Annotated in this window: 19 protein-coding genes; 9 read left to right on the top strand and 10 right to left on the bottom strand. The window is 65.1% G+C overall.

Annotated features, from left to right (window positions below; genetic code table 11):
• Nucleotides 1-51: 51 nt before the first annotated feature.
• Nucleotides 52-291: a 30S ribosomal protein S18 gene (gene rpsR, locus ACOIX3_RS17850; RefSeq protein ID WP_016844287.1), complete on the bottom strand. Its 240-nt coding sequence runs from the start codon at nucleotides 289-291 to the stop codon at nucleotides 52-54.
• A gap of 6 nt (nucleotides 292-297) precedes the next feature.
• Nucleotides 298-765, bottom strand: coding sequence for a 30S ribosomal protein S6 (rpsF, locus tag ACOIX3_RS17855; protein ID WP_092113431.1), 468 nt, complete (start codon nucleotides 763-765; stop codon nucleotides 298-300).
• Nucleotides 766-1129: 364 nt separating this feature from the next.
• Here rpsF and ACOIX3_RS17860 point away from each other — a divergent pair, with 364 nt between their 5' ends.
• The 9 genes from ACOIX3_RS17860 to gmk all read left to right on the top strand — a co-directional run bounded on the left by ACOIX3_RS17860 (nucleotide 1130) and on the right by gmk (nucleotide 9931).
• On the top strand, nucleotides 1130-1840 hold the full coding sequence (locus ACOIX3_RS17860) for a TetR/AcrR family transcriptional regulator C-terminal domain-containing protein (RefSeq protein ID WP_420971147.1): 711 nt from the start codon (nucleotides 1130-1132) through the stop codon (nucleotides 1838-1840).
• On the top strand, nucleotides 1837-2862 hold the full coding sequence (locus ACOIX3_RS17865; protein ID WP_420971148.1) for a fatty acid desaturase family protein: 1026 nt from the start codon (nucleotides 1837-1839) through the stop codon (nucleotides 2860-2862). The genes ACOIX3_RS17860 and ACOIX3_RS17865 overlap by 4 nt, the downstream gene beginning before the upstream one ends.
• A 221-nt stretch (nucleotides 2863-3083) precedes the next feature.
• Nucleotides 3084-4037: an ACP S-malonyltransferase gene (gene fabD / locus ACOIX3_RS17870; RefSeq protein WP_420971150.1), complete on the top strand. Its 954-nt coding sequence runs from the start codon at nucleotides 3084-3086 to the stop codon at nucleotides 4035-4037.
• A gap of 21 nt (nucleotides 4038-4058) precedes the next feature.
• On the top strand, nucleotides 4059-4796 hold the full coding sequence (fabG, locus tag ACOIX3_RS17875; protein ID WP_024581467.1) for a 3-oxoacyl-[acyl-carrier-protein] reductase: 738 nt from the start codon (nucleotides 4059-4061) through the stop codon (nucleotides 4794-4796).
• Nucleotides 4797-5085: 289 nt separating this feature from the next.
• Complete coding sequence (locus ACOIX3_RS17880) at nucleotides 5086-5325, top strand: acyl carrier protein (protein WP_002716125.1); 240 nt, start codon at nucleotides 5086-5088, stop codon at nucleotides 5323-5325.
• A gap of 96 nt (nucleotides 5326-5421) precedes the next feature.
• Nucleotides 5422-6687, top strand: coding sequence for a beta-ketoacyl-ACP synthase II (fabF, locus tag ACOIX3_RS17885; RefSeq protein WP_420971151.1), 1266 nt, complete (start codon nucleotides 5422-5424; stop codon nucleotides 6685-6687).
• Nucleotides 6688-6912: 225 nt separating this feature from the next.
• Nucleotides 6913-8172: an endolytic transglycosylase MltG gene (mltG, locus tag ACOIX3_RS17890; protein WP_420971152.1), complete on the top strand. Its 1260-nt coding sequence runs from the start codon at nucleotides 6913-6915 to the stop codon at nucleotides 8170-8172.
• A 214-nt stretch (nucleotides 8173-8386) separates the two neighbouring features.
• Complete coding sequence (locus ACOIX3_RS17895; protein WP_420971154.1) at nucleotides 8387-9274, top strand: YicC/YloC family endoribonuclease; 888 nt, start codon at nucleotides 8387-8389, stop codon at nucleotides 9272-9274.
• Nucleotides 9275-9277: 3 nt separating this feature from the next.
• On the top strand, nucleotides 9278-9931 hold the full coding sequence (gene gmk / locus ACOIX3_RS17900; protein ID WP_420971155.1) for a guanylate kinase: 654 nt from the start codon (nucleotides 9278-9280) through the stop codon (nucleotides 9929-9931).
• Nucleotides 9932-9990: 59 nt separating this feature from the next.
• On the opposite strand, the gene ACOIX3_RS17905 is transcribed toward gmk, so the two are convergent.
• From ACOIX3_RS17905 to lptF, 8 genes are all read right to left on the bottom strand, one after another.
• Nucleotides 9991-11031, bottom strand: a complete 1041-nt coding sequence (locus ACOIX3_RS17905) for a hypothetical protein (protein ID WP_420971156.1) — start codon at nucleotides 11029-11031, stop codon at nucleotides 9991-9993.
• A 313-nt stretch (nucleotides 11032-11344) separates the two neighbouring features.
• Nucleotides 11345-12403: an alcohol dehydrogenase gene (locus tag ACOIX3_RS17910; RefSeq protein WP_420971157.1), complete on the bottom strand. Its 1059-nt coding sequence runs from the start codon at nucleotides 12401-12403 to the stop codon at nucleotides 11345-11347.
• 19 nt (nucleotides 12404-12422) lie between these two features.
• Nucleotides 12423-13277 (bottom strand): 16S rRNA (adenine(1518)-N(6)/adenine(1519)-N(6))-dimethyltransferase RsmA, encoded by an 855-nt coding sequence (gene rsmA, locus ACOIX3_RS17915; protein ID WP_420971158.1) that lies wholly within the window; start codon nucleotides 13275-13277, stop codon nucleotides 12423-12425.
• Nucleotides 13278-14279, bottom strand: coding sequence for a 4-hydroxythreonine-4-phosphate dehydrogenase PdxA (pdxA, locus tag ACOIX3_RS17920; RefSeq protein WP_420971160.1), 1002 nt, complete (start codon nucleotides 14277-14279; stop codon nucleotides 13278-13280).
• 17 nt (nucleotides 14280-14296) lie between these two features.
• Nucleotides 14297-15244 carry a SurA N-terminal domain-containing protein gene (locus tag ACOIX3_RS17925; RefSeq protein ID WP_420971162.1) on the bottom strand — a complete coding sequence of 316 codons (948 nt, stop codon included), beginning with the start codon at nucleotides 15242-15244 and terminating at the stop codon, nucleotides 14297-14299.
• Between the two features lie 112 nt (nucleotides 15245-15356).
• Nucleotides 15357-17774 carry an LPS-assembly protein LptD gene (locus ACOIX3_RS17930; RefSeq protein WP_420971164.1) on the bottom strand — a complete coding sequence of 806 codons (2418 nt, stop codon included), beginning with the start codon at nucleotides 17772-17774 and terminating at the stop codon, nucleotides 15357-15359.
• Between the two features lie 77 nt (nucleotides 17775-17851).
• Nucleotides 17852-18949 carry an LPS export ABC transporter permease LptG gene (gene lptG, locus ACOIX3_RS17935; RefSeq protein ID WP_092113464.1) on the bottom strand — a complete coding sequence of 366 codons (1098 nt, stop codon included), beginning with the start codon at nucleotides 18947-18949 and terminating at the stop codon, nucleotides 17852-17854.
• A complete protein-coding gene (gene lptF, locus ACOIX3_RS17940; RefSeq protein ID WP_420971165.1) occupies nucleotides 18946-20112 on the bottom strand; it encodes an LPS export ABC transporter permease LptF in 1167 nt (388 codons plus the stop codon). The genes lptG and lptF overlap by 4 nt, the downstream gene beginning before the upstream one ends.
• Nucleotides 20113-20144 lie beyond the last annotated feature (32 nt).

Raw genomic sequence — 20144 nt, forward strand, 5'->3', positions numbered from 1 at the left:
AAGCCTTATGAGAATGAGCGGCCGGCGGCGCGTGCCGCCGGCCGGACACGGTTAGCGAATAACGTAGGGCAGCAGGCCGAGGAAGCGCGCGCGCTTGATGGCGCGGGCGAGCTCACGCTGCTTCTTGGCGGACACGGCCGTGATGCGGCTCGGCACGATCTTGCCGCGCTCGGAGACGTAACGCATCAGCAGCTTGGAATCCTTGTAGTCGATCTTCGGCGCATTCGCGCCCGTGAACGGGCAGGACTTGCGACGACGGAAAAACGGACGGCGGGCACCAGCATCAGCCATGATTCATTACTCCTCGGTCGCAGCTTCTTCTTCGCGCGGACGGCGCGGGCCACGATCGCCGCGGAAGCCGCCGCCATCGCGATCACCACGGAAGCCGCCTTCGCGGTCGCCGCGGAAGCCACCGCCACGGTCATCGCGCTCGCGGTCACGGTCGGCCTTGCGCATCATCGCGGACGGGCCTTCCTCGTGCTCTTCGACGCGCACGGTGAGATAGCGGATGACGTCTTCGCTGATCCGCTCCTGGCGCTCGATCTCGGTGACGACAGCCGACGGTGCGTCGATGTTCATCAGCACGAAATGCGCCTTGCGATTCTTGTTCATGCGGTAGGTGAGGGAGCGCACGCCCCAGCTCTCGGTCTTGGTGACCTTGCCGCCGCCCTGTTCGACGATACCCGTCATCTGGGCCGTCAGTTCATCCACCTGTTGGGTGCTCGCATCCTGACGCGCGAGAAAAACATGCTCATAAAGAGGCATGGTTGTCCTTTCCTGTGTTGGCGCGGGTTCCGGCGACAAGCCCTTCGAGACCTTCGGAAAGGACTCGAGCTGCTCAGAAGGCGGGAGCACGGGACGACGGGCCGACTGGCCCTGCCACATCAAAATCGCCACATCAAAATGAAAGGGTGAATTTGCTGAGACCGTCCGTTCAGCTCCCGGCCGGAGCCCACGAATGGGGCGCTTTATACGGATTTTGGCCGCGAAGGCAAGGGTCGGTAGAGGGTTCTTGGCCCCCGGATTTGCGACGGGTCGTAGCCCTCCCGGCCGTTCGGCGCAACTTCGCGCAGTTCCGGGTTGATTTCTTTGTTTGTACATCATACAAATATCTCAGGGAGGATGATCGATGGGTTCGGAGACCGCCAGCGGCATGCCTGCGCCCGATCCGAAGCACGCGGTCCGCGCGACACGGTCGGCGGGGCGCAAGATGCGCTCGCTGTTGCTCGATGCCGCCAGCCGCCTGTTCAAGGAGCGCGGGCTCTCGGGCACGTCGATCTCCGATATCGCCGCAGCGGCAGACGCCTTTCCGAGCCAGATCACCTATTACTTCCGCACCAAGGAGGCGCTGTTCGTCGAAGCCGCCAGCCGCGACATGCTTTATCTCGCGCGCGCGACCGAGCAGGCCGCCCTGAAGGCCCACACGCCACGGGATTACACGCGCGCCTTGGCCGAGACGGTGACCGCGACCGACACGGTCGCCTTCTTCGCCGAGGCCTTGACCTTGACGCGGCGGCGGCAGGATCTCGCGCCTCTAGTCGAGCGCACCATCGAGCGTCTGCACAGCGAAGGCGCGCGCGCCTATGCGGACCAGGTCGAGCGACATGGCTGGCGCTCGCTGCGCGCGCCCGAGGAGAGTTCGCGGCGCTTCTGGGCGATTGCGATCGGCGTGATCGTCGAAGGTTTTGCGATGGGCCGCGGCGCCGAGGAGATGTGCCGCGAGTTGCTGCGCGCGCTCGGCGAGCAGGCGACATCGACGTCGGCCAATGATGGATCGCGGCTGCGCCTGGTCGGCGATCGCGATCATTCACCCTCAACGGACGGGGAGACAAGCTCATGACTGCGCTGCGCATGCGTGCCCGCGATTTCCTCACCGAGGACGAACTGGTCAAGGTCCGGCAACGCACGACGTGGAAGGGCGCAGCGCTGATCGTGCACGCCTGGGCGCTGATCCTGGGCGCGATCGCTCTGGTTGCGTGGTGGCCCAATCCGCTGACCTATCTGCTGGCGGTTGCGATCATCGGCTCGCGCCAGCTCGGGCTCGCCATCCTGATGCATGACGGTGCGCATGGCTGTCTCTCGGCGAACGAGAAGACCAATCTCACGCTGAGCCAGTGGTTCTGCGCCTATCCGATCTTCGCGGAGACCCGCGGCTATCGCCGCTATCATTTGCAGCATCACGCGCGGACGCAGCAGGAGGATGATCCGGATCTGGTGCTGTCCGCGCCGTTTCCGATCACGAAGATGAGCTACCGCCGGAAATTCCTCCGCGATATCACCGGGCAGACCGGCTACCAGCAGCGCAAGGCGCAACTGCTCAATGCGATCGGGCCGAAAGAGTGGCCGTTATCGCAGCGCGCCGCCAACTTCTGGGAGAAGCTCGGGCCGCAATGCGTCACCAACGCGCTGCTGTTCGCAGGACTTGCCGCCGCGGGCGTGTGGTGGGCCTATCCGCTGTTGTGGCTGGTGCCGTTGCTGACCTGGATGATGGTGATCACGCGGATCCGCAACATCGCCGAACATGCCGTCGTGCCCGACAGCGCCGACCCCTTGCGCAACACCCGCACCACGCGGGCCAATGTCCTCGAGCGGCTGTTCATCGCGCCGTATTACGTGAACTACCACCTCGAGCATCACCTGCTGTTCTACGTGCCCTGCTACAACCTGCCGCGCGTCCACCGCATCCTGAGCGGAAGCCGCTATGCCGACCGGATGGAAGTCCAGCCGGGCTATGCCGCCGTGCTGCGGCTGGCGACCGCCAAGCCCGATCGGGAAGACCGCCCGGGCCAACTGGTCAACAGCGCGCGCCGGGCGCGGGCCGGCGCCGAGGTTAACGCCGACCAGAATGCCGGCGGATTCTAGCCGGAGCCGGCCCCCGGCATCCCCAGGGTTCCGCGCGCGCGGCTTGACATCGCGCCCCCCATCAGTGTCTTACGGCCCGGTCCGAGGCCGGTTGCAAGACTTGGTTGCAGGGAATTGGTCCGGACCCGCTGTGGCGCGTTTCGCGCGACGGGATACCGTTTTCCCCTGCGGCAGGCGCGGCGCTTGCGCGGGGATCACGCTCAACAAGGTAGGGAGCGCCGATGACGGCAGCATTCACATTTCCCGGGCAGGGCTCGCAGGCGGTTGGCATGGGCAAGGCCCTGGCCGACGCCTTTCCGATCGCCAAGGCCGTGTTCGACGAGGTCGATTCCGCGCTGGGCGAGAAGCTGACCGCGATCATCTGGGATGGTCCGGGCGAGACATTGCAGCTGACGGAAAATGCCCAGCCGGCGCTGATGGCGGTCTCGATCGCCACGTTGCGCGTGCTCGAGAGCGAAGCCGGCTTCTCGGTCGGCCGCAACGCGGCCTTCGTTGCCGGGCACTCGCTCGGCGAGTATTCGGCGCTTGCCGCCGCCGGCAGCCTGACGGTCAGCGACACCGCGCGGCTGCTGCGCACCCGCGGGCTCGCCATGCAGAAGGCGGTGCCGGTCGGCGCCGGTGCGATGGCGGCGCTGCTCGGCCTCGACTACGAGGCGGCGGTCGCAATCGCCAATGAGGCGGCGCGGGGCCAGGTCTGCCAGGCCGCCAACGACAATGGTGGTGGCCAGGTGGTGGTCTCCGGGGACAAGGCGGCCGTCGACCGCGCAGTCGAGATCGCCAAGACCAAGGGCGCCAAGCGGGCCATGCTGCTGCCGGTGTCGGCGCCGTTCCACTGCAAGCTGATGCAGCCGGCGGCCGATGCGATGGCCGAGGCGCTGGCCGGCGTCACCATCAAGGCGCCCGCGGCGCCGCTGGTCTCCAACGTGCTGGCTTCCGCCATCACCGATCCCGACGAGATCCGCCGCCGCCTGGTCGAGCAGGTCACGGGGACGGTTCGCTGGCGCGAGTCGGTTGCCTATATGGCAGGCCAGGGCGTGACGCGGTTCTTCGAGATCGGCGCCGGCAAGGTGCTGAGCGGCCTCGTCAAGCGCATCGCCGATGGCGCGGTCGGCGTGTCCGTCGGCGGCCCGAACGATATCGCTGCAGCCAAGGACGCGCTGGCAGCTTCGGCGTAAAGCAGCCGGAAGGAGAATTCGATGTTTGATCTGACTGGCAAGACGGCGCTCGTGACGGGCGCAACCGGCGGCATCGGCGGCGCGATCGCGCAGGCGCTGCATGCACAGGGCGCGACGGTCGCGATTTCGGGGACGCGGCGCGAGGTGCTGGACGGCTTCGCGGCCAAGCTCGGCGAGCGCGTTCATGTGCTGCCGTGCAATCTCTCCAGCAAGGATGACGTCGAGGCGCTGGTGCCGGCGGCGGAAGCTGCTATGGGGCAGGTCGACATCCTGATCGCGAATGCCGGCATCACCCGCGACAACCTGTTCGTGCAGCTGCGCGACGAGGATTGGGACGACGTGATCGCGGTCAACCTGACCGCGACATTCCGCCTGGCGCGCGCGGCGACCAAATTGATGATGCGCAAGCGCTTCGGCCGCATCATTGCGATCACCTCGATCGTCGGCGTCACCGGCAATCCGGGGCAAGGCAACTACACCGCGTCGAAGGCCGGCATCATCGGCCTGATCAAGACGCTGGGCGCCGAATACGCCAAGCGCGGCGTGACCGCGAACTGCATCGCGCCGGGCTTCATCAAGACGCCGATGACGGACGCGCTCAACGACAAGCAGCGCGAGACCATCCTGGCGAAGGTTCCTGCGGCGCGGCTCGGAACGCCCGAGGATATCGCTGCGGCAGCCGTCTATCTGGCCTCGAACGAGGCCGCCTACGTCACCGGACAGACGATTCACGTCAACGGCGGCATGGCTATGATTTGAGCTGGTTGCTGGCTCTCGCAATGCGGCGAAAAGCCGTTTTCGGGAGCCGGTTCAGGCGTGTAGTCAAGGCTTTGGAAGTATGATAGCTGAACCCCCCATGGATGGGCAAAGAACGCCATTGCAGGATTTTGAAACCCTGTATATTGGCGTGGCGACGCCTGCCGTTCGCCGGGGCTTTAGTCGGCTACGACCGGGCCGAATCAAGACTATGCGCGACTGAGTAATCGAGACGACCACGATGGCTCGTATCGTCTTGGGGTCGGGTCCAATGGAACAACGAGGTTGAACGATGAGTGAGATTGGCGAGCGGGTTAAGAAGATTGTGGTCGAGCACCTTGGTGTCGAACCCGAGAAGGTGGTCGATAGCGCGAGCTTCATCGATGACCTCGGCGCCGACAGCCTCGACACCGTCGAGCTCGTGATGGCTTTCGAAGAAGAATTCGGTTGCGAGATTCCCGACGACGCCGCGGAGACGATTCTGACCGTGGGCGACGCGACCAAGTTTCTCGAGAAGAACGCGAAGAGCTGACGCCGATCGCGAAGTTGACGGGGCCGGACGGACCGTGTTCGAGCGGTCCCCCGGCTTCTTATTATTAGCCGCGCATTGCTGGCCGGAGACGTTGAAATGAGACGAGTTGTCGTCACGGGGCTGGGCATGGTTACACCGCTCGGCTGCGGCGTTGACGCAACTTGGGCGCGCATCCTCGCCGGCGACAGCGGCGGCAAGAAGATCGACACCTTCGAAGTGTCCGACCTGCCGAGCCAGGTCGCCTGCTACATTCCGCGCGGCGACGGCTCCAACGGCACCTTCAATCCGGATCAGTGGATGGAGCCGAAGGACCAGCGCAAGGTCGACGACTTCATCCTTTACGCGATGTGCGCGGCCAGGCAGGCGCTCGACGACGCCGACTGGCATCCGAAGTCCGATGAGGACCAGTTCGCGACCGGCACGATGATCGGCTCCGGCATCGGTGGCCTCACCGGGATTGCCGAGACCGCGGTGCTGCTCAAGGAACGTGGACCGCGCAGGGTCTCTCCCTTCTTCATTCCGGGCCGCCTGATCAATCTGGCGTCCGGCTACGTCTCGATCGAGCACGGCCTGAAGGGCCCCAATCATTCGGTCGTCACGGCCTGCTCGACCGGCGCCCACGCCGTCGGTGACGCGGCGCGGCTGATCGCGCTCGGCGACGCCGACGTGATGCTCGCAGGTGGCGCCGAATCGCCGATCTCCCGCATCGGCATCGCAGGCTTCTGCGCGGCGCGTGCGCTGTCCACCGGCTTCAACGACACGCCGGAAAAGGCATCGCGGCCCTACGACAAGGATCGCGACGGCTTCGTGATGGGCGAGGGTGCCGGCGTCCTCGTGCTCGAGGAATACGAGCACGCCAAACAGCGTGGTGCGAAGATCTATGCCGAGGTCACCGGCTACGGCCTGTCGGGCGATGCCTTCCACATCACCTCGCCGCCGCCGGACGGCAATGGCGGCTTCCGCAGCATGAGCATGGCGCTGAAGCGCGCCGGCCTCGTCGCATCGGATCTCGACTACATCAATGCGCACGGCACCTCGACGCAGGTCGGCGACGAGATCGAGCTCGGCGCGGTCGAGCGTCTGCTCGGCAATGCGGCTTCGAAGGTCTCGATGTCGTCGACCAAATCGGCGACCGGACATCTGCTCGGCGCGGCCGGTGCGATCGAGGCGATCTTCGCGGTGCTGGCGATTCGCGATAACGTGGTGCCGCCGACCATCAATCTCGACAATCCGTCGGTGCAAACGGCGATCGATCTTGTGCCGCATACGTCGCGCAAGCGTGACGTGAATGTGGCGCTGTCCAATTCCTTCGGTTTCGGTGGCACAAACGCCTCCGTGATCGTGCAGCGCGTGACCAATTAGTAGGTCGTTAGAGCGTTTTCGAGCGAAGTGGGTACCGGTTCGCGTGAAGAAAACGCATCAAAATAAGAATCTCAAGTCCCGTTCCGATGCGATCGGAATGGGACTTTAGAACTAGTCCACCGTTTTGCCGTATTCCGCGGTGACTCCTAATAGCGGGCGCATGCTATTGGCAGGGCAGGGGTTTGTCCGGCCACGATTCAACCGGCAGGATATTGGTTTGCATCGATGAGTGAGAGGCCGCCCATTTCACCACGGAGTCCACGTGCCGCGCTGGAGCCCGAGCAGGTTCCGCCGCCGCCCAAGCGCTCGGATCGTGCCCGCAATCCCTTCGTGATCGTCGGCAATGCCATCTTCACCATCCTGATCATCCTGATGATCGGCGCCGGCGCCACCTACTACTACGGCAAGCAGACGCTGGAATCGCCGGGGCCGCTGCAGGAAGACAAGATCGTCAACATCCCCGCGCGCGCCGGCAAGCGAGACATCGCCGACGTGCTGTCGCGCGAGGGCGTCATCAACGTCAATCCGTGGGTCTTCATCGGCAGCGTGTTTGCGCTGAAGGCGAGCTCCGATCTCAAGCCAGGCGAATATTCGTTCCAGAAGAGCGCCAGCCTGCGCGACGTCATCGCCACCATCGTCGACGGCAAGGTGGTGCAGCACGCCATCACGATCCCGGAAGGTCTGACCTCGGAGCAGATCGTGACGCGGCTCACCGACAACGACATCTTCACCGGCTCGGTGCGCGAGATTCCGCGCGAGGGCACGCTGTTGCCGGAGACCTACAAATTCCCGCGCGGCACCACGCGCGACCAGGTGATCCAGCGCTTGCAGCAGGCGCAGAAGCGCGTGCTCGCCGAGATCTGGGAACGCCGCAACACCGATTCGCCGCTGAAATCGCCGGACCAGCTGGTGACGCTGGCCTCGATCGTCGAGAAGGAAACCGGCCGCGCCGACGAGCGCAGCCGTGTCGCCGCCGTGTTCGTCAACCGCCTGCGGCAGAGGATGAAGCTGCAGTCCGACCCGACCATCATCTACGGATTGGTGGGCGGCAAGGGAACGCTGGGGCGTCCGATCAAGCGCAGCGAGATCACGCAGCCGTCGCCCTACAACACCTATGTGATCGACGGCCTGCCGCCGGGACCGATCGCCAATCCCGGCCGCGCCTCGCTGGAGGCGACCGCCAATCCGGCGCGTACCCGCGATCTGTTCTTCGTTGCCGACGGAACCGGCGGCCACGCCTTTACCGAAACCTACGACCAGCACGCCAAGAACGTCGCCAAGCTGCGCGCGTCGGAAAAGCAGATCCAGAACGACACCGTCGAGCCCGCGGATGATCCGGCGCCTGCCGCCGCGGCGCCCGGCGCGGCCGACACCAATCCCACGGCGACCACGCCGGCGAAGCCCACCAATCAGAAGAAGCCGCCGCGCAGCGGTCGCCAGGGCGCAGCCCAGCAGACCACTTCGCCGCCCGTCGTGCAGCGCTAAAGCGCGATGCGATCATCGCGCCTTAGCTTCTTGTTCGAGCATAGTCTTTCGGAAATCCGCTTCACGCTTTTCCGGACCATGCCGTAGCTCTGCATTTCCCGAGGGTGGACGTAATTCCACTTTCACGGAATCCGTTCTAAGGTCGCACCGGCTGCCCACGAGTCTCGTTGTCTCCGGGTGAGTCCCATATCCTTCTGTTGGAGAGTTTCACGCGATGGCGCTATCGAGCATGACCGGCTTTGCCCGAAGCCATGGCGCGAGCGGTCCCTATACGTTCGAGTGGGAGCTGAAGTCCGTCAACGCCAAGGGCTTCGACCTGCGATTGCGGCTGCCGCCGGGCTGGGACGAACTGGAAGCCCTCGCCAAGAAGCGGGCTGGCGAGTTGCTGTCGCGCGGCACGGTCTACGCCAATCTCAGCGTCAAGCGCACCGATTCGGCGCAGACCATCCGGATCAACGAGGACGTGCTGGCCGCGATCGTGAAGGTCGCAGGCGAGCTCGCGCAGCGGATCGACGCGGTGGCGCCGAGCATCGACGGATTGCTCGGCATCAAGGGCGTCATCGAGGTGGTCGAGCCTGACAACAACGAGGACGAGGACAAGGCGGCGCGCGAGGCGGCGGCGAAGGCCTTCGAGCAGGCGCTCGCCAGCCTCGTCGAGATGCGCCGGCGCGAGGGCGATGCGCTGGGCCAGATCCTGATGCAGCGCATGGACGAGATCGAGCGGCTCGCCAGGCGCGCCGAGACGGCTCCCGGCCGCAAGCCCGAGGCGATCAAGGCGCGGCTTGCCGAGCAGATCGCAGCACTGCTGGAGACCTCCGATCGCTTCGATGCCGACCGGTTGAGCCAGGAGGCGATCCTGATCGCCACCAAGGCCGATATCCGCGAGGAGCTCGACCGCATCGCCTCGCACATCGCCCAGGCGCGCGAGATGATCGGCAAGGGCGGCCCGGTCGGGCGGCGGCTCGACTTCCTCGCCCAGGAGTTCAATCGCGAGGTCAACACCTGCTGCTCGAAGTCGAACGACGTCGAGCTGACCAATACCGGGCTTGAAATGAAGAACGTGGTCGAGCAATTCCGCGAACAGGTCCAGAATCTGGAGTGAACGATGACGGCGCAGGGTTTTGACGGCGTTGAGCGGCGCGGACTGATGTTCGTCCTGTCGTCGCCCTCGGGCGCCGGCAAGACGACGCTGTCGCGCATGCTGATCGAGCGGATGCCGGGCTTGAAGATGTCGGTGTCGGCGACCACGCGGCCGAAGCGGCCGGGCGAGGTCGAGGGGCGCGACTATTTCTTCGTCGACAAGACCAAATTCGAGGCGATGGCCAAGCAGGGCGAACTGCTGGAATGGGCCACCGTGTTCGACAACCGCTACGGCACGCCGCGCGCGCCGGTCGAGGCCGCGCTTGCGGCCGGCGAGGACGTGCTGTTCGACATCGACTGGCAGGGCACCCAGCAGTTGCGCGAGAAGGCGCGCGCCGACGTGGTCAGCGTCTTTATCCTGCCGCCGTCAGCCGACGATCTCGAGAAGCGGCTGCACACCCGCGCGCAGGATTCCGTAGAGGTCATCCGCGGGCGGATGAACCGCGCCACCCATGAGCTGAGCCACTGGGCGGAATACGACTACATCGTCGTCAACCAGAACGTCGACGACGCCTTTGCCGAGGTGCAGTCGATCCTGAAGGCCGAGCGTCTCAAGCGAGAGCGCCGCACCGGCCTCACCGAATTCGTGCGCGGCCTGCAGCGTCAGCTCGAGAAGTAGCGGGTTGCGGACGTGACGCGATCGCATCACGTCCGATTGCAATCTTTCCCGAGCGGACCCTAGTTCGCCGCGCTGCGCGCCAGCCGCTGCAGCATCGCCGCGATCTGCTTATTGTCCTGCTCGGTTTGATCCGGCTCGCGCAGCGTCTCGCGGCGAGCGACCGGCGTCTCGGCGCGGCGCGGAACCGGTGTCTCTGACCGGCGCGGCGTCGCCTCCGGCAAGCGCAGCGGACGGTCGCGGCTGACCACGGCCATCGGCGGTGCCGGCTCGGTGTGGAGTGAATCCCAGGGCGCACGCCATTCGTCGCTGATCTCGTAGGGCGGCGTACGCGTTCGGGTCAGCCGGAACACCAGCGCGCTGACCAGGCCCGCCAGCGCCAGTGCGCCGATCATCACGACCAGCAGCATCTGCGTCGAGGAGGAAGACTTCTCGGTGGACGCCTCCGCTGTCACGGGGGCGGCTGGTGCCGGCGCGGCCGTCTGTTGCGGCGTCGCGTCGGCCTGTGCGACCACGGTCGGCTGCTCTGCGGCGTGCCGGGTTCCGTTGGTTCCGGCCATGCTCGATGCATCCAGCCATCTGGCGTTCACCTCCGACGCTTGGGCGTTGGCGCCAGTCGGCGCGGCGGACGCCGCTGGGGCGGTCGTCGCAGTCGCGGCCTGACCGGCGTCTGCGCTCGCGACCGGCGCGGCTGCGGCCTGCGGCGAGGGCCATTCGGCATGCGCGTCGGCAACGGATTTGCGCATGGCCGCCGGCTGGGGCGCCGGAGGGGTCTGCGGCGGCGCTGCATCGGCGGTTGCCGCGGTGTCGGGCGCGGCGGCCGCGGGCGGCTGCTGCGCTGTTGCGGTCTTGGCGACGGTCTTGATCTTGGCGTCACCGAGATACCAGCACTGCTTCTTGGTGCTGCGGTCGAGGTGGTAGAACCAGTGGCTCCCCGCAGGCGCGGTTCCCTTCGGCGCGGACAGACAGCTATCCGCGGTCTTCGCATTCGCCGTATTGCTGCTCGCCGTATTGGCGGCGGTCTGGGCCATGGCCGTGAAGTTGGCAGCGGCCAACATGCTGACGGCAAGCGCCGCAGCGAATTTCGCTGAACGATTTGACATACGCGTCCCCGGTATTTCTTTTTTACGCAAACGCTGGTGACGCCAATCTCGGTAAAGAGTTGGGTCGCAATGCGCCGCAAATCCGGAACGGGTAGGGCTTAATTGAGGCTCGCGTCGCACCGCAATTGCGGCGGGCGGAAGGCTGGAACGCGGGCTGAATGATCGCTCGGTCGGCTGTCAGGTTCCGCAGCACCAAAGCGCGCATTGCTGCTGCGAGACCGTTGCGTCCCGCCGGCGATCGCGACGCCAGCGGGACGTCATGTCCGAGCATGATCTTTTCGGAAAACCGCTACGCACTTTTCCGGATCATGCTTTAGTTCTTCAGGACGATGCGTCCGACGACCTTGCCGGCGCGCAGCTCGTCGATCCATTTCTGGACGTCGGCCATCGGCTCTTCCTTCATCGGCGTCGGCTTGATCTTGCCGGCCCGGGCGAGCGCCATCAGCTCCTGGCCCTCGGCCAGCGTGCCCACCATGAAGCCTTCGATGGTCATGCGCTTGTAGACCCATTGCACCATCGGCAGCGTGAACTGGCCGCCCATCAGGCCGGACACCACGATCTTGCCGCCGCGTGCGACAGTCGACACCGCGAACGCCATCGACTTCTCGTTGCCGGCGAAGTCGACGACGCCGTCGAAGCCGCCGTCGCTCTCCTTCAGCATGCGCTTGACGACATCGGGCTCCGCAGGATCGTAGGCCGCCGCCGCGCCATTCTTCAGCGCGGCCTCGCGCGCCGCGGGGCTGAGATCGGCAACCGCGATCGGCTGCTTGAACATCGCCTGCGCGAACGACAGGCCCATCATGCCGACGCCGCCGAGACCGACCAGGAGCAGATTGCGCTGGCGCGGACGATCGACCAGGCGCTTCAGCGCGCCGTAGGCAGTGACGCCGGAGCACATCAGCGTCGCGGCCTGATTGACCGGCAGCGGATCGTAATCGAGCAGGTATTTCGCGTCGGGCACCAGCACGTGGGTGGCGAAGCCGCCGTCGATCGAGACGCCGAGGAAGCGCTGCTTGGCGCAGAGATTCTCGTCGCCGGCGAGACAGTCGCGGCACTGGCCGCAGCCGATCCAGGGGAAGACCGCCTTCTTCGTTCCGACCAGATCCTTCGGCGCATCGGGACCGACCTCGTCGACGACGCCCGCGATCTCATGGCCGAGTGTGAAGGGCAGGGTCATGCCGCGGGTGGTGTCGAGCTTCTTGCCGCCGCCGAGATCGGCGTAGCCGTCCTGGATGTGGAGATCGGAATGACAGAGGCCGCAGCGCTCGATGCGTACGAGCACTTCGCGTCCCTGCGGCTTGGGCGTGTCCACGATGGTTTCGCACAGCGGTGCGTCGAATTTCACGAGGGATTGGCGAACCATACGCGCCATTACGTTTTCTCCTGATGTTCTATTTTGTGGACCGTATATCGGCCAATTCCCTGGCCATGGCAACAAAGCCCGCGACCGGAATGGTTTCGGCGCGTCGCGTCGCGTCGACATCGGCTGCGGCAGCAAGCCGCGCCGGATCGACCGACAGCGACTTCAGGCTCTGGCGCAGCATCTTGCGGCGCTGGCCGAAGGCGGCGGCCGCGACCTGCTCGAGCATGCGGCGGTCGCACGGCTCCGGCGCGGCGCGCGGGATCAATCTTACCACCGAGGAGGTCACCTTCGGCTGCGGCACGAAGGCTGCGGGCGAAATGTCGAACAGGCTCTTGGTTTCGGCGCGCCAGTTGGCGAGCACCGCGAGCCTGCCATAGGCTTCCTCGTCCTCACGGGCGACGATGCGCTCGGCGACCTCGCGCTGAAACATCAACACCATGGTGTCGTACCAGGGCGGCCACGGCTCGATCGACAGCCAGTCGACCAGCAGCTGGGTTGCGATGTTGTAGGGCAGGTTGGCGACGATCTTGGCCTTGCCGCCATCGAGCAGGGGACGCGGATCAAAGTGCTGCGCGTCGCCATGCACGATCTCGATGCGGCCGGGATAACGCTTGACGATGTAGTCGAGCGCATCGATCGCGCGCTCGTCGCGCTCGATGGCGATGACGCGCTTGGCCCCCATCGCAAGCAGTGCGCGCGTCAGCCCGCCGGGGCCGGGCCCGACCTCGATCACGGTGGCGTCTTCCAGCGGGCCCGCCGCGCGGGCAATGCGTGCGGTGAGATTGAGGTCGAGCAGGAAATTCTGGCCGAGCGATTTGCGCGCCGACAGCGAATGCTCGCGAATGATGTCGCGCAGCGGTGGCAGATCGTCGATCGCGCTCACTTAGCTTGATGCCGCGGCCATGCGCGCGGCGAGCCGGAGTGCGGCGATCAGGCTCGAAGGATTGGCCTTGCCGGTGCCGGCGATATCGAACGCGGTGCCGTGATCGGGCGAAGTCCGGATGAAGGGCAGGCCCAGCGTGACGTTGACGGCGTCCTCGAACGCGACGGTCTTGATCGGGATCAGCGCCTGGTCGTGATACATGCAGAGTGCGCAGTCATAGGTCTTGCGCGCGGCTGCGTGGAACATGGTGTCGGCCGGCAACGGGCCTCGGGCGGCAATTCCTTCGCGGCGCAGGATGTCGACCGCGGGCGCGACGATCTCGATGTCTTCCATGCCGAGCGTGCCGTCTTCGCCGGCATGTGGGTTGAGGCCGGCGACTGCAAGCCGCGGCGAGGCGAGGCCAAACCGCGCCTTCATGTCGGCGACCAATATCCGCGCGGTCGAGACGATCAGGTCGGTCGACAATTGCGCCAGCGCCTCGCGGACCGACACATGGATCGTCACCGGGACGACGGCAAGCGCCGGCGACCACAGCATCATCACCGGCTGCGGCGCGGGCCCGCCCCGGGCGGCAAGCTCGGCGAGGAATTCGGTGTGGCCGGGATGGCGGAAGCCGGCGCGGTACAGCACGTTCTTGGCGATCGGATTGGTGACGATGGCGCTGGCCTTGCCCGAGGCAACATCGGCGACGGCCTGACGGATCGACGCCAGCGCGGCATCGGCGCTGGTCTCGTCGGGCTTGCCCGGTCGCGCGGTCGCCGCCTTGCCGGTCGCAACGACGGGCAGGGCCCGTGCAAATGCCGCGAAGGCCTCCTCGGCGCTGACTTCGGCAAGCTCGACGGCAAGCCCGAGCGTCTTGGCGCGCTCGGCCAGGGCGGCGCGGTCACCGAGCAGATAGAACGGCGGAAGATCGAGTTCGCGGCGGCGCAGCCACGCGGCGAGCGTGATGTCGGGGCCGATGCCTGCGGGCTCGCCGGATGTCAGTGCGAGAGGTTGAGCCATGCGTCAACGATAGTCGATCATCGCCCGCCTGGATATTCGATCATCGCGGCTTTCCGGACTTCCTGCAGGTAGGCCTTCGACTTCGCCTCGTACTTCTGCACGTACATCTTGTCCCGCATCTCACGCTTCTTCGGCGTGTCCACGGTGGTTGCCTTCCGGCCGCAGAGGGCGACCATTTCGACGCCCTGCTTGGTGAGTTCGGGAGGGGTGAGGTGGCCGACCGGGGTCTTGTCCAGGATGTCGCGCAGCGACTGCGGCAGGTCGGCCGACGTCTTGACGACGATCTCGCGGATCGCGGCGTTGCGCATCGACTTGAAGAAGGTGTTGGCTTCCTCGCAGGAGGTCACGCGCTCGCGCAGGGTGTCGGCTTCCTTGCGGCGGTTCTCGAATTCGGATTGCGGGGAGCCGCGCGGCACGATCAGAACGACCGGCTGCATCCGGTATTCGAACGCTTCGGCGTCGGGCGCCTCGCCGGTCTCCTTGACCGCGGTGGCGACGTCCTTTTCGCCGACCTGCAGGCTTTCCTTGAAGCGGCCGCGGACCAGGCTGGTCCAGACCATGTCGGCCCTGATGCGCTGCTTGAGCGTATCGGGGCGGATGCCTTTGCTCTCGAGGACCTTGGTCAGCTGGTCGTTGTTCAGCCGCATCCGTTGCGCCATGCCGCCATAGGATTGCTCGATATCGTTGGCGGTGGGATCGACGCCGAATTTCTTGGCTTCCTTGATCTTCAGCTTCTCGTCGATCAGGTCGTCGAGGATGGCCTTTCGATCGGGATTCTTGCCGCCGGTCAGGCCGTTCAGCTTGGCGCGCTGCTCGATGTCGAAATTGGTGATGGGTTCGCCATTGACCATCACGGCGATGGTCTGGGCATGCAGTCGCGCCGCGCCCCCGAACAGGAGAAAGAGAGCCAGCAGGGAACTCAACACCAGCGAATGGCAGCGCGTTGGCAGGCTAGCGGTCGTCATTGTGGTCATGTCAGCCGTTTAAACCAATTCAAGCCGGGGCCACAGGCCCGCGGGCAATACAAGCCCCCAATTCAAGCCCCCAATACAAACGCCTTGGCAGGCCCCTCGCTCGCTACTGCATGCCAGCCGAACTGCTGGTCGTGGAGGTCTGGGCGATGGTCCGCAGCCCGATCTGGAACATGAACGCGTGGCTGAGCACGGGCGGCTGCGAGCCTGCCTGATAGGTATAGGACGTGATGTAGTTGGCAGCCAGCACGAAGCAGTCGTCCACATAGCCCGCGCCGACGGCATACTGGTTGATCTTGTTCGCTTCAAGGTCCCAGCGCGCCGCACCCTGAACCACCCAGTTCGACGCCACCTTGACCGATCCGCTGGTGAGGATGCCCTCGCGGCGGGTCAGGTAACCGAGTTCCGGCTGCGCCGCATAATCGCCGTAGGTCACGGCGATCGACCAGCGGTCGAAATTCGCGCTCGCCGTGGCCTCGAACCGGTTGATGTTCCAGGTCGCTTCATCCATCCGCGAGCGGACGCTGAAGGTGTAGGTGCGGTTCGGCGAATAGGCGAGGCTCGCGACATAGTCCGAGCGCGGGTTCTGCAGGCCGGAATCGATGCCGGTGTTGGTGACATCGGCGACCGCGAACGAGTTCATCCCGAACATCTGGTAGGACTGTCCGAACATCCCCTTGATGCTGCCGCCGCGGTCGAACTGCGTGGTGGCCTGCACGCCGACATTGGCGCGGCTGCCGCCCTCGACGCGGTCATAGCCGGAGAACTTGTCGACCGCGAACAGGTTGCTGGTGTCGAATACCAGGCTCTGCGCGTCCTCGTTCGGAAGCTTGCCGGCATTGGGTTCGTTGGGCCGGATGATGACTTGCGCGATCGGCTCGACGGTGGTCGTGCCCCACGGCTGCACATTGATGAAGGGGTAGCGGTATTCGAGGCCGACGGTCGGCATGAAGCGGACCGTCTGGGTATCGCCGACCGGCAGGAAGTTGGACACGCCGGGCTGATTCGAGATGTCGGCGTTGATCGCATCGGCGCGGACGCTGGCGAACGGCGTCCAGATCTGGCCGAGCGGGTCGGTGTAGGACTTGCGCCACTGCGCCTCGGCCGTCAGCCTTGTGTAGGTGCCCGGCATGCCGCGCAGCAGGCACTGCGAGGGCAACCGCGCCATCGGATCGGCGGAGGCGGTCGTGCACAGGCTGTTGGTGTTGGCGGTCGTCGTGATCGGGTCGAACACCGCGGTTTCGCGGGTCAGGTTGACGAAGTTCATCTTGTAGCTGAACTCGCCGCCCAGGATGTTGTTGTTGATCACGTTGTTGTAGTCGATGACGGGCGCGACCACCGGGACCTGGTTCTGGTTACCCGAGTAGCTGAGATAGTAGATCGCGCGCGCGTCGAAGAAGCTGCGGTTGCCGACGCCGGTCAGATAGAGCTGCGAGATCGCTTCCGTCGGCAGCGACAGGAACGATCCGAACGGATCCTTGTACTGGGCGAGCCGGTAGTCGGACATGAAGAAGTAGTCGGACAGCACGACGCCGTCCCAGCCCCAGACCCATTTGTCGTTCAGCGCGAACTGGCCCTTGGTGTCGACGCCCCAGCGGAAGTCGCGGTCGCCCGGCTGGCCAGTAAACTTGCCCCGATCGAGCTGGTCGATGCCGTAAAGCCGGATCTGATAGGCGCCGTCCGCGAAGCGCTGACGGAATTCGGTCTGCAGCAACACACCCTGCTTCGAGGTGATGCGCGGACTGAAGGTCGCGTCCATGTCGGGCGCGATCGCCCAATAATACGGGATTTCGACGCCGTAGCCGAACGCCGTGTAGCTGGTGAAGCCCGGCATCAGGAAGCCGCTCTTGCGCTTCACGGTCGGATCGGGCGTCGAGAAGTAGGGCAGATACGCCATCGGAACGCCGAAGAATTCGAGCTGGGCGTTCTCGAAATACAGCATCTTCTCGGTCTGATTATGGATGATGCGCGCGCCCTTGACCTGCCAGAGCGGCGGCTTCTTCGGATCATCCTTACAGGGTGCGCAGGCGGTATAAACGCCGTTGTCGAACACCGTGTAATTGCCGCTGGACCGATCGGCGCGGGTCGCCGCCATGCGGGTCTGGTCTTCGGTGTCGACGCGCAGCGAATCGACAAACCCGTCGCGGTAGTCGTCGCTGAGATCCAGGATGTTGGCGTAGGTGATCTTGCCTTCCGCATCGGTCATGCGGATGTTGCCTTCGGCATGAAGACGCTTGGTCTTCTGGTCGTAGATGACCTTGTCGGCCTCGACGCTGGTGCCGTTGTAGAACATCTGGACGTTGCCGACGGCCGAGATGCGGCTGTTGTTGTAGTCGTAATCGACCTCGGTCGCCTGAACGAGCATCTGCCCGTCATTCTTGGCCGGCGGGCGGACCGGCTTCGGCGGACGCGGATTGTAGGTGAATGCCTGCGCGGCAGCCGGCGTCGACGCGACGACGTCGAGCGCGCTGACCGCGACGAACGCGGCAAGGAGAGCAGAAATCGAAACGCCAAACGCGGCCATGCGGCTCCGTTGACGGCGCAGGGCACTGCGCCGCCCGGATACAGGCGACCTCAACTGGCGGGCGGCGACGGTAGCCACTACCCGTCCTCCTGGTACAGCAAGGCTAAGAAGCCGGTGAGGCTACCCACAACGACAGGCAACCACGCCGCAGCGATGGGATGCATCAACTCAGCCTTGCTCAAATCTTCAGTTACTTTCGACAGGACGTAGAGCAGAAAGCCTGCGCCCACGCCACTCAAAACCATCTTCTGCACGCCGCCCATCCGGAAGAAGCGGAGGCTCACAGAAGCCGCCAACATCACCATCGCAGCCAGCAAAAATGGCTGCGCGATAAGCTTGTGATACTGCAAGCGATAGCCAGCCGTCGCGAACCCTGAGCTCTCCGACGAACGGATGTAGTTCGGCAGTTGCCAAAAGGACACAGTTTCGGGGGTGGAGAAACTGTTGCGCACCTGTGCAGGGGTCAGGGTGGTGGTCAGGTAGAAGGTGTCCTGGTCCACCGGAGCCTTATCGAGGGTGTATCGGCGTACTCCCGTGAACGCCCAGCGGCCTTCTTCGAGCGTCGCTTCGCGGGCCTCGATTCGTTCCTTGAACTGCAGCGCCGTATCGAATCGGAACACGGTGAGGCCGGTCAGCCGAATGCCTTGCTGCTCGCTGCGAGCTGCATTGATGATCGCCTGACCTTCGTCGTTGATCTGGTTGAGCCAGAAACCGGACGCGTCCTGGATGCCGCCGCCGGGCGCCGAGCCGAACAGCTCGGCCTCCATCCGTTTGGAGAGCTCGCGCAGATTGGCCGACACCGGATTGTAGGCGGTGGTCGCGAAGATGCCGAGCACGATCGCACTGACCAGCGCCGGCGAGATGAATTGCCAAGCCGACACGCCGGCAGCGCGTGCCACGACGAGCTCCAGCCGCCGCGACAGCGCGAGATAGCAGGTCATCGCGCCGATCAGCACGCAGAACGGCATCAGTTTCTCGAGCAGCTGCGGCACGCGGAACAGCGAGGTCTCCGCGACCGTGATCGCGGAGGCCCCGACCAGGCTCGACGTCTTGCGCACCATCTCGATGTAGTCGACCAGCACGAGCAGCACGAAGATGCCCGCGAACACACCCACCGCCGCGACCACGAAGCGGCCGGCGAAATAACGCCCGAGCGTATTTGTCACCATGCTCATGCGGTGGCGGGCCTCCGGAAGAGGCGCGCAATGCGCTCGTTGTTCCTGTTGATGATTTCCATCAATGCTGCCGGCGGTTCGACGACCACGCCGCCGACGATCATCCAGATCCCGACGCCGATGCCGGCGAACAGCATCAGGTATTGCACCAGGGCAGCCAGCGGCGTCTTCACCGCCATGACGGAGCAGGCGAATCCGACCATGCGCAGGCCGAACACCGCGAAGACCGAGCCGCCGATCGAGAAATTGCGGCTTTGGCGCGTGGTGCGCGGCGCGCCGAGGAAGGCAAAGGTGAGGGCCGCGAACGCGAACGGATAGATCGGCGCCATGAAGCGATCATGCAGCTCCGCAAAGAACTGGCCCGACAGCTGCTGATAGGTCTGGTCGCTCTCGTCCGGCCACATCAGTTCCCAGAGGTAGCGCTCGCGAATTCCGAGCGTGACGTCGCGGCCCTGCGAGAATTTCGACATGTCGAAGGCGTAGCGCTGAAATACCACCAGGGTCGGATCGCGCTTGCCGACTTCGAATCGCTCGAGATTGCCGTCCTCCAGCACGAGATATGAGCCGCTCTCGTTCTTCAGCACGGTGCCGTGGTCGGCGACGATGGTGACGCGCTGCTCCGGATCGCGGCGATCGTCGACGAACACGCCGCCCAGCACGCCGCCGGGCAGGCGCTCGCGGATGCGAATCGTCAGGTTCTGATCGAGCTGGGCGAAGCGGCCGGGCTGCAGGATGTTGGTCAGCACGTCGGCGGTGATCTCGGCATCCCACTGCTTGATTCGGCGCATGCCGTCGGGGGCAAGATAGGCGCCGATGAAGGCGACCAGCGCCGCCACCACGCAGGTGGCGAAGAAGAACGGCCGGAACAGCCGGAACGGCGAGAAGCCCGCCGCGTTCATGACGATGATCTCGGAATCGGTCGCGAGCTTATTCAGCGTGTGCGAGATCGCGATCATCAGCGCGATCGGGGCGATGATCAGGACCAGGGCAGGGATCACGAGGCCGGTGATGCCGAGGAAGGTGACGATGGTCTGACCCTGGCTGGTCATCAGGTCGATGCCGCGCAACGCCTGGGTAATCCAGATCACGCCGGTAAGGCTGACCAGGACAAGCGCAAACGACGCCAGCGTCGTCTTGAAGATGTACTTGTCGATCGACCCCATCGCTACCGCACGGCCCCCTTGGCGCAACCAAA

This window comes from Bradyrhizobium sp. B120 (genome assembly GCF_049075665.1).
Lineage (GTDB): Bacteria > Pseudomonadota > Alphaproteobacteria > Rhizobiales > Xanthobacteraceae > Bradyrhizobium.

Excerpts from the sequence above, each read along its gene's own strand:
- rpsF (WP_092113431.1), bottom strand. The coding sequence starts at position 765 with ATGCCTCTTTATGAGCATGTTTTTCTCGCGCGTCAGGATGCGAGCACC.
- ACOIX3_RS17905 (WP_420971156.1), bottom strand. The coding sequence starts at position 11,031 with ATGTCAAATCGTTCAGCGAAATTCGCTGCGGCGCTTGCCGTCAGCATG.
- mltG (WP_420971152.1), top strand. The coding sequence starts at position 6,913 with ATGAGTGAGAGGCCGCCCATTTCACCACGGAGTCCACGTGCCGCGCTG.
- gmk (WP_420971155.1), top strand. The coding sequence starts at position 9,278 with ATGACGGCGCAGGGTTTTGACGGCGTTGAGCGGCGCGGACTGATGTTC.
- ACOIX3_RS17910 (WP_420971157.1), bottom strand. The coding sequence starts at position 12,403 with ATGGCGCGTATGGTTCGCCAATCCCTCGTGAAATTCGACGCACCGCTG.
- ACOIX3_RS17930 (WP_420971164.1), bottom strand. The coding sequence starts at position 17,774 with ATGGCCGCGTTTGGCGTTTCGATTTCTGCTCTCCTTGCCGCGTTCGTC.
- pdxA (WP_420971160.1), bottom strand. The coding sequence starts at position 14,279 with ATGGCTCAACCTCTCGCACTGACATCCGGCGAGCCCGCAGGCATCGGC.
- lptG (WP_092113464.1), bottom strand. The coding sequence starts at position 18,949 with ATGAGCATGGTGACAAATACGCTCGGGCGTTATTTCGCCGGCCGCTTC.
- fabF (WP_420971151.1), top strand. The coding sequence starts at position 5,422 with ATGAGACGAGTTGTCGTCACGGGGCTGGGCATGGTTACACCGCTCGGC.
- ACOIX3_RS17880 (WP_002716125.1), top strand. The coding sequence starts at position 5,086 with ATGAGTGAGATTGGCGAGCGGGTTAAGAAGATTGTGGTCGAGCACCTT.
- ACOIX3_RS17860 (WP_420971147.1), top strand. The coding sequence starts at position 1,130 with ATGGGTTCGGAGACCGCCAGCGGCATGCCTGCGCCCGATCCGAAGCAC.
- ACOIX3_RS17895 (WP_420971154.1), top strand. The coding sequence starts at position 8,387 with ATGGCGCTATCGAGCATGACCGGCTTTGCCCGAAGCCATGGCGCGAGC.
- fabG (WP_024581467.1), top strand. The coding sequence starts at position 4,059 with ATGTTTGATCTGACTGGCAAGACGGCGCTCGTGACGGGCGCAACCGGC.
- ACOIX3_RS17865 (WP_420971148.1), top strand. The coding sequence starts at position 1,837 with ATGACTGCGCTGCGCATGCGTGCCCGCGATTTCCTCACCGAGGACGAA.
- lptF (WP_420971165.1), bottom strand. The coding sequence starts at position 20,112 with ATGGGGTCGATCGACAAGTACATCTTCAAGACGACGCTGGCGTCGTTT.
- ACOIX3_RS17925 (WP_420971162.1), bottom strand. The coding sequence starts at position 15,244 with ATGACGACCGCTAGCCTGCCAACGCGCTGCCATTCGCTGGTGTTGAGT.
- rpsR (WP_016844287.1), bottom strand. The coding sequence starts at position 291 with ATGGCTGATGCTGGTGCCCGCCGTCCGTTTTTCCGTCGTCGCAAGTCC.
- fabD (WP_420971150.1), top strand. The coding sequence starts at position 3,084 with ATGACGGCAGCATTCACATTTCCCGGGCAGGGCTCGCAGGCGGTTGGC.